Here is an 11,890-nt window from a genome sequence, read left to right as displayed (position 1 = left end):
CCGATGAGCACGCTCGAGATCAAGGGACTGACGGTCTCGGTCGAGACCGAGGACGGCCCCAAGGAGATCCTGCGCGGGGTCGACCTCACCGTGAAGTCGGGGGAGACGCACGCGATCATGGGGCCCAACGGCTCCGGCAAGTCGACGCTGGCCTACAGCATCGCCGGCCACCCGAAGTACACCGTCACCGGCGGCACCGTGACGCTCGACGGCGAGGACGTCCTCGCCATGACCGTCGACGAGCGCGCCCGGGCCGGCCTGTTCCTCGCGATGCAGTACCCCGTCGAGGTACCCGGCGTCACGGTGAGCAACTTCCTGCGCACGGCCAAGACCGCCGTCGACGGCGAGGCGCCGAAGCTGCGCACGTGGGTCAAGGAGGTCAAGGAGGCCATGAACAACCTCCGCATGGACCCCGCCTTCGCCGAGCGCTCGGTCAACGAGGGCTTCTCCGGCGGTGAGAAGAAGCGCCACGAGATCCTCCAGATGGAGCTGCTCAAGCCGAAGGTGGCCGTCCTCGACGAGACCGACTCCGGCCTCGACGTCGACGCGCTGAAGATCGTGTCCGAGGGCGTCAACCGCGCCAAGGAGAACAGCGACCTCGGCGTCCTGCTCATCACGCACTACACGCGGATCCTGCGCTACATCAAGCCCGACTTCGTGCACGTGTTCGTCGAGGGCAAGATCGTCGAGGAGGGTGGCCCCGAGCTGGCCGACCGCCTCGAGGACGAGGGCTACGACCGCTTCACGACGACGGCAGCGGCAGGGGCCTGACCACCGTGCCGGACGTCCAGCCGTTCACGGACCGGGAGCTCGCCGCCCTGCGCGGCGAGTTCCCGATCCTGGCGCGCTCGGTCCGTGACGGCAAGGCACTCGTCTACCTCGACTCCGGGGCGACGTCGCACAAGCCGACCACCGTCCTCGACGCCGAGCGCGCCTTCTACGAGCAGCACAACGCGGCCGTGCACCGCGGCGCGCACCAGCTCGCCGAGGAGGCCACCGACGACTTCGAGGCCGCCCGTGCGACGGTGGCCGCGTTCGTGGGTGCCCCGGCCGACGAGGTGGTGTTCACCAAGAACGCCACCGAGGCGCTCAACCTCGTCGCGTACGCGTTCTCCAATGCCGCGCCGACCGACGAGCCCAAGGACGAGCGGTTCGTGCTCGGCCCGGGCGACGAGGTTCTCGTCACCGAGATGGAGCACCACGCCAACCTCGTCCCGTGGCAGGAGCTGTGCCGGCGCACCGGCGCCACCCTGCGCTGGGTGCCCGTGGCCGCCGACGGCACGCTCGACCTCTCGACGCTGCCCGACCTGCTCACCGAGCGCACCAAGGTCTTCGCCTTCACGCACGTGTCCAACGTGCTCGGCACCGTCAACCCGGTGACCGAGCTCGCGCAGCGGGCCCACGCCGTCGGCGCGCTCGTCGTCGTCGACGCGTGCCAGTCGGTGCCGCACCTGGCCGTCGACGTCTCGACGCTCGGGGCCGACTTCATCGCCTTCAGCGGCCACAAGGTCTACGGGCCGATGGGAGTCGGCGTCCTCTGGGGCCGCTCCGAGCTGCTCGAGGTCATGCCGCCGTTCCTCACCGGGGGCTCGATGATCGAGCTCGTGACGATGGAGCGCTCGACGTACGCGCCGGCTCCGCAGAAGTTCGAGGCCGGCGTGCCCAATGCCGCCCAGGCCGTCGGCCTGGCTGCTGCGGTCCGCTGGGTCGAGGGCGTCGGCATCGAGCGCATCCACGCCCACGAGGCCGCCCTCGTCGACGCGCTGCTCGCCGGCCTCGCCGAGCGGCCGTGGGTCCGCGTCGTCGGTCCGCCGCACGGCATCGACCGGGGTGGGGCCGTCGCGTTCGTCGTCGACGGCGTGCACGCCCACGACGTCGGGCAGGTGCTCGACGACGCCGGTGTCGCCGTCCGCGTCGGGCACCACTGTGCGTGGCCCCTGCACCGCGTCCTCGACGCCGCCGCGACGACCCGCGCGTCCTTCGGCGTGCACAACGGCCTCGACGACGTGCAGTCGCTGCTCGACGCGCTCGACCGCGTGCCGGCCATCTTCGGCATCGACGTGTCCGACACCGACCCCGACGCCGACCTCGAAGCGCGTCACGACGCCCGCGCCCTGCGCGGGGAGGCCGAGAGCACGCGGGAGGCGAGCTGATGGACCTCTACCAGGAGCTCATCCTCGACCACTCGAAGCGGCCGCACCACGCCGGTCTGCGCGAGCCGTTCGACGCCGAGGTGCACCACATCAACCCGACGTGCGGCGACGAGGTCACCCTCCGCGTCGACGTGTCAGGTGAGGGTGCCGACGCGGTCGTGACCGACGTGTCCTACGACGCGCGCGGCTGCTCGATCTCGGTGGCCAGCTCGTCGGTCCTCGCCGAGGAGGTCATCGGCCGCCCCGTCACCGAGGCGCTCGGGACCTTCGAGGCGATGCGCGCGATGCTCACCTCCAAGGGCGCCGTGAAGGGCGACGAGGAGGTCATCGGCGACGGTGTCGCCTTCGCCGGGGTCGCGAAGTACCCGGCCCGCGTCAAGTGCGCGCTGCTCGGCTGGACCGCCTTCACCGACGCCCTGGCCCGCGCCGGCGTCGACATCTCGACGCCGAGACCCAGCACGACTTCCACCACGAGTTCTGCCTCCCCGCAAGGAGTTTCGTCATGACCGAGACCACCACCCCGACCAACGTCGCCGACGTCGAAGAGGCGCTGCGTGACGTCGTCGACCCCGAGCTCGGCATCAACGTCGTCGACCTCGGGCTCGTCTACGGCATCACCGTCGACGCCCAGGCGCACGCCGTCATCGACATGACGCTGACGTCCGCGGCCTGCCCGCTGACCGACGTCATCGAGGACCAGACCGCCCAGGCGCTCGAGGGCCTCGTCGCCTCGCACCGCATCAACTGGGTGTGGATGCCGCCGTGGGGCCCGGACAAGATCACCGAGGACGGCCGCGAGCAGCTGCGCGCGCTCGGCTTCAACCTCTGACACCCGCGACGTGGCAGCCCGGATCATCGAGGTCGACCCCGACCGGTTCGACCGCTGGATGGCCGGGTTCGCCGAACGGCACGGCACCTTCGACGCCGCCGAGGAGACCACTCCCGGCGGCGTCGTCGTGTCCGCACGCGCGGCCGATGGCTCGACCGTCGTGGCGACGCCGTTCGCGCACGACCCGCTCGGCGTCGTCCTCGTGCGTCGGGGCGGCTATGCAGTGGGACTGGCGTCCGGCGGCGGGTGGGTCGGCTCGAAGGTCGGGACGCGGCACGTGCAGTCGCGCACGGCCGCGGGCGGGTGGTCCCAGCAGCGCTTCGCCCGGCGTCGGGGCAAGCAGGCCGACGAGCTCGTCGAGGCCGTCGTGGGCCACGCCCGACGCGTCCTGCTCGGTGACGACGAGTCACCGCCGGCCGACGCCCCCGGCGTGCCGCGGGCGCTCGTCGTCGGGGGCGACCGCGGCCTCGTGCGGGAGGTGCTCGACGCGTCGGCACTGCGGGCGCTGCGCGACCTGCCGATGCGTGAGCTCTACGACCTGCCCGACCCGAGGCGCGACGTGCTCGAGACCGCGCTGCGACGCGGCCGCGCCGTTCGCATCGAGCTGACCGAACCCCTCAGCTGACGGTGTCGACGCCGAAGGTGTTGCACTGGTTGATGTCGCCGGTGCGGTAGCCCTGGGTGAACCACTGCTGCCGTGCCGTCGAGGACCCGTGGGTCCACGTCTCGGGCGTGACCCGGCCCTGCATCTTCTCCTGGATGCGGTCGTCACCGACCGCGGACGCGGCCGAGAGGGCGGACGTGATGTCGGACTCGGTGATCGGCTGGAGCAGCGTCGTGCCCTTCGCATCGGTCGTCTCGGTGGCGTGCTTGACCCATGTGCCGGCGAGGCAGTCAGCCATGAGCTCCATGCGAACGGAGCCCGAGTTGGCGCCCTGGGGGTCCTGCTGCGCCTTGTTGAGGATGCCGAGGAGGTCCTGGATGTGGTGGCCGTACTCGTGCGCCACGACGTACTCCTTGGCCAGCTGCCCGCCGTCGGCGCCGAACTTGCTCTGCAGCTCGGAGAAGAAGCTCGCGTCGATGTAGACCTTGCCGTCGAGGGGGCAGTAGAACGGGCCGACCTGCGAGTTGGCCGTGCCGCAGCCCGAGGGCGTCTGGCCCTGGTAGATGACGGTCTTGGCCGGCTCGTAGTTCATCTGGTACTTCGGCAGGGTCTTCTTCCAGTAGTCCTGCACGCTGTTGACCGTCGCGACGACGAGGCACACGTCGTCCTTGTTGGCGTCGGCACCCGACTTGCACTGCGAGAAGTCGCTCTGCCGGACCTGCCCGGCGGCCGCCACCTGGCTGCTGTCGAGCTGCTGGGACGGCAGCCCACCCGTGCCGGCGTCGCCGGACCCGCTGCCGCCGAGGAGGCGGCTGCCGCCGAAGATGAGCAGCAGGACGAGCATGATGAGCCCGCCGATGCCGCCGCCGACCTGGATGCCACCCGGAAACCCGCCCCCGCCGCCTCCGCCGCCGCCCAGCCCGCCGCCGCTGCCGCTCTCGACCTGCGAGGTGTCCAGCTGCGCGTTGTCGTTGAAGGTCATGTCACCGATCCTCGAGTTCAGGGCGGGGGAGTCCCGGTCCGACCGAGTTCACCCTAGCGCCGAGCGCTGGCACGCAGGCTGCGTCGCGAGGAGGTCGTACCCGCTGCGCCGGTACCGGCTCACAACCGACTCATGGCTGTTGCAGAGATGCCTCATGGCCGGCCGGCGCCAACTCGTCTCAGCAGATCCGCTGCATCGCCGTGAAGGAGACGAAGATGAGAGCAGCAGCCGGTTCCCCGTCCGTCCTGCAGTCCGCCGAGTGCCGACGCAGATCGCCGATCCGCACGTCAGGGCTGCGACGTGGCGCCCTCGGCACAGCCACCGCGCTGGTGGTGGGCCTGACCGCTGCCGCGCCCGCCATGGCTGCTGCCTCCAACCCGTACCACGCGACGCTGCAGGACTGGAACGGATCGGGGACCCCGGGGTGGAGTGCTGGGTCGAGCGCTGGGTCGAGCGCTGGGTCGAGGACGGCGTCACGGTCGGCGACCGAGGCCGAGTCCGCGGGAGTCGTGCTCATCGACACCGTTCTGCCGTACCAGAACGGCCGGGCCGCCGGCACCGGCATGGTCCTGACCTCGGACGGTCGGGTGCTGACCAACTACCACGTCGTCCAGGGTGCCGGTTCGATACGGGTCACCGTCGCGCGGACCGGCGAGACCTACCAGGCGAGCGTGGTGGGCAGCGACCGGTCGCAGGACGTCGCGCTCCTGCAGCTCGACGGCGCCTCGGGTCTGACGACGATCAAGCCCGACACCGATGACGTGAACGTCGGCGCGCAGGTGACCGCCGTCGGGAACGCCGGTGGCACGGGAACACTGAGCGCGGCGGACGGCACGATCACCGGGCTCGGCGCCTCGGTCACCGCGGGGTCGGAGGACGGGACGTCTCCCGAGACCCTGACCGGCATGGTCGAGACGGACGCCAACGTCCTCGCCGGCGACTCCGGAGGGCCCTTGTTCGACGCACAGGGCGAGGTGGTCGGCATCGACACGGCCGGTTCGTCAGGTGGTCCGGCCGACGCGTACGCCATCCCGATCGCGCGCGCCCTCGAGATCGCCCAGGAGATCCAGTCCGGTCACGAGACGAGCACGGTCCGGATCGGCCCCGCCGCCTTCCTCGGGGTCGAGGTCGCCAGCGCCTCCCCGTACGCGGGAAATGGCGCCGGTGATGGCGCCGGTGGAGGGTTCGTCATGACTCCCGGCGCGCAGGTCAGCGGCGTCGTCGGCGGGGCGCCCGCCGAGAGCGCCGGGCTCCAGGCCGGCGACGTCATCACGAGCCTGAACGGGCAGGTCGTCTCCTCACCGGACGACGTGTCGGCAGCGCTGGTCGGCGCCGACCCCGGTGACCGGGTGACCATGGGGTGGACCAGCCAGGACGGCAGCCAGCACACGGCGCCCGTCACGCTCGGAGCCAGCCCGGTCGCCTGACGGCCTCCCCGACGCCGACTCGTGCCCCGGGCTCCAACGGCCCGGGGCACGAGTCACCGCAGGACGAGGGCCAGCGATCCGGCCACGACGATCACCGACTGCAGGCTGTGCACGATGATGGACAGCCAGGCGCTGGTGTAGCGGCGGGCCGGGTAGGCCAGCGCCAGGCTGTCGAGCAGGATCTTGGGCATGGCCCACGGCATGTGCAGGTGGTAGGCGGCGAACAGGATCCCGTTGGCGAGCCAGTCGGCCCGGCCGAACACGCCTCGCATCCTGGGGAGCAGCAGGCCGCGGAAGAGCAGCTCCTCGCCGAGAACCGTGTTGAAGACGGCCATCACGACGATCACCGCGAACCAGGGCCAGTTGCCCGACAGGAAGTCGTGCCCCACCTGGGACCTGAGCAGGACCCCGAGGTCCCGGACGGCCGGGACCGGCAGCGAGGGGAGGAGCTGCTCGACGCCGACGACGAGCACGGCCGGCACGAGCGCCCACCACACCCGTCCACCGACGCGTCCCGTCCGCGGGCTGCGCGGCGGACGCAGCCACAGCGCGTCCTTGACGGCGTCCCACCGGAGGTGGCCGATCTCGCGTCGCAGCAGCACGAGCACCAGCACGCCCTGCCACACCAGGCCCACCGTCAGGGAGGCGATGAGGGCTTTCGGCCAGGCGGCGGGGCCGCTCAACCGGTCTGCCAGCACCGGGGTCACGACCCACGCCAGCACGGCCATCGGCAGCGCCGCAAGGGCCCAGACCCCCAGCACGCGGCGGAGGCTGTACTGGGGAGGTGCGGCCCTCACCGCTGACAGGGGTCCGCCGTCGGCGAGGACAGCTCCACGCTCCAGCTCCCGGTCCACGTCACTCATGGATCGAAGCGTGCGCCGCAAGGCCCCCGCCCGACATCCGGCATGGCCCTGAAGACCATCCCGACCCGACCCTGAGACCGACCCTGACCCGAGCGAGCCGCCCCGCCCCGAACCGGGCCTGGGCTCAGGAGACGACGACGGCGTCGGGCGTCGTCGTCGTCAGGCGCATCCGCACCGTCACCTCGTCACCGACGCGCGGGGGCGTGACGCCGCCGGGCAGGGCGAGGATGCTGCACTGCATGTGCGGCGGCTCGGCGAAGCGGGGCATCGTGCCCGACACGGTGTAGGGGGAGCGGACCCGGTGGGCCGCCTCGAGGACGCCCTCGGCGACGGCCACCGCGCGCGTGCGGGCCGTGGCGGCGGAGGACGGGCTCTCCATGGCGACGCCGTGCGACGTGCCGCCGCTGACGACGACGACGTGGCCGGCGGGCACCGGGCGCTGCCGGTAGCCGGCCCGGGCGCCGCGGCTGACGGCGCGCACGTCGAGGACGTGGGCGCGCACCTCGTAGGAGCCCTTGTCGGCGTACCAGAGGTCGGTGCCGATGCGGGGCCGGAACTCGAGGCCGGGGTGGCGACGGTGCAGCTCGGCGAGCTCGGCGGCGGTGACGTGCGAGACGTACCAGGTCAGCTCGCCCGGTACGGCGGCGACGAACCGGCTGATCTCCTCGACGTGGCCGGTGCCGAGCGGCAGGTGCAGCGTGACGCCCACGGCGTCGGCCTCCCCGACGAGGGCGGCGACCTCGGTCATCGGGGTGCCGAAGCGGTTCATCGACGTGAGGCCCTCGACGACGACCCGGGCCGTCGGGTTGGCGGCGTGCAGGGCGGCGAGGTCCTCGCGCGTCGTCACCGTGTGCACGGCACGGCCGTGGGCGAGGTCGGGCAGGCCGGAGTGGATGGTGGTCCGGAACGGCTCCATGACGAGGACGTCGCCCCCGAACCAGCCGAGCGTCTCGGGCAGCTCGGCATACGTGCCGATCGCGACCATCGGCACGCCGAGGCGCGCGGCCTCGGCGCAGAGCAGGTCGCGGCCGAAGCCGTAGCCGTTGCCCTTGACCACGGGCACGAGGCCCGGTCGGTCGGCGAGGAACCGGTCGTGGGCAGCGCGCCAGCGCTCACCGTCGACGTGCAGCACGAAGGACACGAGGGGTCACCGCCGCTTCATGTAGAGGTCGAAGAGCTTGTACAGCAACGGATTCAGCGGAAGGTCCCACTCGCCGGCGAGTCGCACGGCCTCGCCACCGGTGCCGACCTTGAACCGGATCAGGCCGATGTGCGGGTTGTCGGCGGCGACGGTGTTGGTGATGCCGCGCAGGTCGTAGACCGTCGCGCCGGCGGCGAGGGAGTCGCGGATCATCTGCCACTGGATGGCCGTCGAGCCCTGCAGCTCGCGCTTGGCGGCCGTGGACGCGCCGTAGGAGTACCAGGCGTGCTCGCCGACGCGGATCCAGATCGTCGCGGCGAGCACGTCGCCCTCGTGCTCGGCGAGGTAGACGCGGATCCGATCCGGGTCCTCGGCCGACATGACGGCGTACATGTGCTCGAAGTACTCGCGGCCGCGCGGCGTGAACCGGTCGCGCTCGGCGGTCTCGACGTAGACGCGGTGGAACGTGCCGAGGTCGGACGCGTCGCCGACGCGGACCGTGACACCGTTCTTCGCGGTCTTCTTGATGTTGCGCCGCCACAGCTGGTTCATGCTCGCGAGCACGTCGGCCTCGGTGCGTCCGGCGAGCGGCACCTGGAACACGTACTCGGGCTGGCCTGCGGCGAAGCCGTCCTCGGGGGACAGGTGCGTGAAGCCGAGGCGCTCGAGCTCGGCGACGACGGCGGCGCCGACGGGCTCCACGACGTCGGGGACGGCCTGGTCGTAGCGGCGTACGTCGTCGTCGGCGATGGCGGCCTTGATGGTGTCGGGGTGCCAGCGGTGGGTCGGCACCGGCGGCCCCAGGCGCAGCGCGAACGCCTTCTTGGCCTTGAGGTGGTCGCGCAGCGCCCGGAGCAGCTCGACGAGCCGCGGGGACGACCAGTCGATGACCGGGCCCTCGGGCACGTAGGCGAGCGACCGCCCGATGCGCGGCAGCGACCGGTAGAGCACGAGGGCCGCACCGACCATCTGCTCGCCCTCGAAGAAGCCGACCGACCCGTGCCTCCAGTCGCGCTTGACCTCGCCCCACGCCGGGGTCTGCAGGAAGCTCGCCGAGGGCTGGGTGCGCAGCCACGCGAAGTGCTCGGCTGCGGTGATGTCACGGGCGGTGATGGGGGCGGTCACGGGGGCTCACGCTACCGGAGCGTGGCCGCCGCGCCCGACCCCGCCGGACGCGTCAGGCCCAGCCCATCGTCCGCGGGTCCGGGGGCAGCCGCGGGTTGAGCAGGTGCGCGACCAGGGCCGTCCAGCCCGTCTGGTGCGTGGACCCGAGGCCCTCGCCGGTGTCGCCGTCGAAGTACTCGGAGAAGGTCGGGTGCGCCGCCCACAGCGGGTCGGGGCTGGACTCGAGGCGCTTGCCGTCGGCGGGGCGCCGGCCGTCGACGGGCCGGAAGAGGTCGGTCAGGCCGCCGTCGATGACGTCGGCCGCCTCGTCGAGCGTGCGCCAGTTGCCCGACCCCGTCGGGACCTCGATGGTGAAGTCGTCGCCGAAGTAGCGGCCGTACGTGCGCAGCTTGTCGGCGAGCAGCACGTTCACGGGGAACCACACCGGCCCGCGCCAGTTCGAGTTGCCGCCGAACATGCCGGTGCGCGACTCGCCGGGCTCGTACTCGATCGACAGCGTCTCGTTGCCGACCCGGGCGGTCACGGCCTGTCGCTGCGCGGCCGACAGCGAGCGGATCCCGTACGGGGAGAGGAACTCCTCGGTGTCGAACATCCGCTCGAGGATGCGGCGCAGCCGCTTCGGCGGCACGAGGGTGAGCAGCATCTTGCCGTCCTCGCGGGCCAGCATCGGCTTGACGAGCTCGGGCCGGCGCTCCTGGAGCCACTGGAACCGGCTCGTGACGTCGGGGCACTCCTCGATGACCCACGAGGGGATCTCGGTGGCGCCGAGGATCGGCAGCAGGCCGACCATCGAGCGCACCCGCATGTGCGGCGCGCGGCCGTCGGGCTGGACGAGGACGTCGTAGTAGAAACCGTCCTCCTCGTGCCAGAGGCTCTTGTCGCTCGAGCCGAAGTGCCGCATCGCCTGGGCGATCGACAGGAAGTGCTCGAGGAACTTCGTCGCGACGTCGTCCCACGCCTTGTCGGTGCGGGCCAGCTCGAGGGCGATCTTCAGCATCTGCTGGCAGTAGAACGCCATCCAGCTCGTCGCGTCGGACTGCTCGAGGCGGAAGCCGGGCGGCAGCGGGGCCGACCGGTTGAACAGGCCGATGTTGTCCATCCCGAGGAAGCCGCCCTCGAAGAGGTTGGAGCCGTTGGCGTCCTTGCGGTTGACCCACCACGAGAAGTTGAGCAGCAGCTTGGTGAAGACGCGGACGAGGAACTCCCGGTCGCGGTAGCCGTCGATCCGGTAGACGTGCCAGGCCGCCCAGGCATGGACCGGCGGGTTGACGTCGCCGAACTCCCACTCGTAGGCGGGCAGCTGGCCGTTGGGGGCCATGGCCCATTCGCGGCACATGAGGAGCAACTGCTCCTTGGCGAACTCGGGGTCGACGTGGGCCAGGGGCAGGCAGTGGAAGGCGAGGTCCCACGCGGCGAACCACGGGTACTCCCACTCGTCCGGCATCGAGATCACGTCGGCGAGCGCGAGGTGCTTCCAGTGCTCGTTGCGGCCCTGGTGGCGCGACTCGGGCGTGCCCGGGCCCGCCGGGTCGCCCTCGAGCCACTGGCGCACGTCGTAGCGGTAGAGCTGCTTGCCCCAGAGCAGGCCCGCGTAGGCGCGTCGCGCGACGTGCCGGTCGGCCTGGTCGAGGGACGCGTCGATGACGTGGCTGTAGAACTCGTCCGCCTCGGCCGAGCGGGTGTCGAGGACCTCGTCGAATCCCTCGCCGAACCAGTGCAGCCCGGGGTCACCCGTGGCGAGGCGCACGTCGACGGTCACCGTCTGGCCGGGGGCCACCGAGTCCCAGCGGTACCAGAACGAGCACTTGCTGCCGTGGCGGCCGGGGTTGACCGCCCCGGTGCGCCCGTGCACGACGCGCTGGTTGATCGCGTCCTTGGGGTGGGGCGACTGGTTGGCGTGAGGCTGCTGGCCGAAGAGGTGCGCGGCGTTGGTCTCGTTGTCGCAGAAGAGGGTCGTGGGCGAACCAGACGCGGCGAGGACGTAGCGGCCGAGGAAGCCGTGCGTCACCTCGGCGGCCCGGAACCCCGCGGCGGCCGCCCGTTCGGCCGGATCTCGTGCAGCTCGGTGACCCGGTCGTCGGTGCCCCACGCCCACGTGTTGCGCAGCCAGATCGTCGGCAGGAGGTGCAGCGGAGCGGCGTCGGGCCCGTGGTTGGTCGCGGTGATGCGGAGGCAGAGGTCGTCGGGGCCGGCCTTGGCGTAGGTCATCGTGACGTCGAAGAAGCGGTTCTCGTCGAGGACGCCGGTGTCGCCGAGCTCGAACTCGCGCTCGTCGCGGGTGCGTTCGCGGTTCTCGCGGCGGAGCTGCTCGTACGGGAACTCGGCCTGCGGGTAGCGGTAGAGCCACTGCATCCACGAGTGCGTCGGGGTGCCGTCGAGGGCCCACCAGTACTCCTTGGCGTCCTCGCCGTGGTTGCCCTCCTCGTTCGTCAGCCCGAAGAGCCGCTCCTTGAGGATCGGGTCCTTGCCGTTCCACAGCGCGACGGCGACGTTGAGGAAGCCGAAGCGGTCGCTGATCCCGCCGAGGCCGTCCTCGCCCCAGCGGTAGGCCCGCGAGACCGCCTGGTCGAACGGGAACTCCGACCAGGCGTTGCCGCCCGCGGAGTAGTCCTCGCGGACCGTGCCCCACTGGCGGCCGGACAGGTACGGGCCCCAGAGGCGCCACGGGGCGTCGTGTCCGGGGGAGGAGGCGAGCCGTGCGTGCTCCGGGCTGAGCGGCTCGCCCGGGTGGATCGGGCTGTTCACGGACCCCATGGTGGGGCATCC

Annotated in this window: 12 protein-coding genes; 6 read left to right on the top strand and 6 right to left on the bottom strand. The window is 71.7% G+C overall.

All coding sequences use genetic code 11. The annotated features are described in order from the left end of the window. Window positions 1-3 precede the first annotated feature (3 nt). From sufC to AC3A5R_RS09195, 5 genes are read left to right on the top strand one after another with little or no spacing between them, the layout of a single operon-like run. On the top strand, window positions 4-771 hold the full coding sequence (sufC, locus tag AC3A5R_RS09215) for a Fe-S cluster assembly ATPase SufC (RefSeq protein WP_487620451.1): 768 nt from the start codon (window positions 4-6) through the stop codon (window positions 769-771). 5 nt (window positions 772-776) lie between these two features. Beyond that, complete coding sequence (locus AC3A5R_RS09210) at window positions 777-2,153, top strand: SufS family cysteine desulfurase (RefSeq protein WP_487620450.1); 1,377 nt, start codon at window positions 777-779, stop codon at window positions 2,151-2,153. Continuing rightward, window positions 2,153-2,659, top strand: coding sequence for a Fe-S cluster assembly sulfur transfer protein SufU (sufU, locus tag AC3A5R_RS09205; protein WP_487620449.1), 507 nt, complete (start codon window positions 2,153-2,155; stop codon window positions 2,657-2,659). The genes AC3A5R_RS09210 and sufU overlap by 1 nt, the downstream gene beginning before the upstream one ends. Beyond that, window positions 2,656-2,982: a metal-sulfur cluster assembly factor gene (locus AC3A5R_RS09200; protein WP_481340725.1), complete on the top strand. Its 327-nt coding sequence runs from the start codon at window positions 2,656-2,658 to the stop codon at window positions 2,980-2,982. The genes sufU and AC3A5R_RS09200 overlap by 4 nt, the downstream gene beginning before the upstream one ends. A gap of 10 nt (window positions 2,983-2,992) precedes the next feature. Continuing rightward, the gene (locus AC3A5R_RS09195) at window positions 2,993-3,607 is read left to right on the top strand and encodes an acVLRF1 family peptidyl-tRNA hydrolase (protein ID WP_487620448.1); all 615 of its coding nucleotides are present in this window, start codon (window positions 2,993-2,995) and stop codon (window positions 3,605-3,607) included. Here the strand turns inward: AC3A5R_RS09195 and ypfJ are convergent. Then, a complete protein-coding gene (ypfJ, locus tag AC3A5R_RS09190; RefSeq protein ID WP_487620447.1) occupies window positions 3,600-4,568 on the bottom strand; it encodes a KPN_02809 family neutral zinc metallopeptidase in 969 nt (322 codons plus the stop codon). The genes AC3A5R_RS09195 and ypfJ overlap by 8 nt on opposite strands. A gap of 215 nt (window positions 4,569-4,783) precedes the next feature. Between ypfJ and AC3A5R_RS09185 the strand changes: the two genes are divergently transcribed. Next, window positions 4,784-5,995, top strand: a complete 1,212-nt coding sequence (locus AC3A5R_RS09185; RefSeq protein WP_487620446.1) for a S1C family serine protease — start codon at window positions 4,784-4,786, stop codon at window positions 5,993-5,995. Between the two features lie 53 nt (window positions 5,996-6,048). On the opposite strand, the gene AC3A5R_RS09180 is transcribed toward AC3A5R_RS09185, so the two are convergent. The 5 genes from AC3A5R_RS09180 to AC3A5R_RS09160 form a co-directional block, all read right to left on the bottom strand. Then, a complete protein-coding gene (locus tag AC3A5R_RS09180) occupies window positions 6,049-6,858 on the bottom strand; it encodes a CPBP family intramembrane glutamic endopeptidase (protein WP_487620445.1) in 810 nt (269 codons plus the stop codon). A 124-nt stretch (window positions 6,859-6,982) separates the two neighbouring features. Then, window positions 6,983-7,999 carry an alanine racemase gene (locus tag AC3A5R_RS09175; protein ID WP_487620444.1) on the bottom strand — a complete coding sequence of 339 codons (1,017 nt, stop codon included), beginning with the start codon at window positions 7,997-7,999 and terminating at the stop codon, window positions 6,983-6,985. Window positions 8,000-8,005: 6 nt separating this feature from the next. Beyond that, window positions 8,006-9,124 carry a lipid II:glycine glycyltransferase FemX gene (locus AC3A5R_RS09170; RefSeq protein WP_487620443.1) on the bottom strand — a complete coding sequence of 373 codons (1,119 nt, stop codon included), beginning with the start codon at window positions 9,122-9,124 and terminating at the stop codon, window positions 8,006-8,008. A 52-nt stretch (window positions 9,125-9,176) separates the two neighbouring features. Continuing rightward, window positions 9,177-11,132, bottom strand: a complete 1,956-nt coding sequence (locus AC3A5R_RS09165) for an MGH1-like glycoside hydrolase domain-containing protein (RefSeq protein WP_487620442.1) — start codon at window positions 11,130-11,132, stop codon at window positions 9,177-9,179. Next, the gene (locus AC3A5R_RS09160; RefSeq protein WP_487620441.1) at window positions 11,129-11,869 is read right to left on the bottom strand and encodes a hypothetical protein; all 741 of its coding nucleotides are present in this window, start codon (window positions 11,867-11,869) and stop codon (window positions 11,129-11,131) included. Before AC3A5R_RS09160 ends, AC3A5R_RS09165 begins: the two co-directional genes overlap by 4 nt. Window positions 11,870-11,890 lie beyond the last annotated feature (21 nt).

Source organism: Intrasporangium sp. Soil_C_50 (assembly GCF_057656595.1).
The sequence above is the reverse complement of the archived record's forward strand: the minus strand, read 5'-3'. Positions and strand labels throughout refer to the sequence as shown.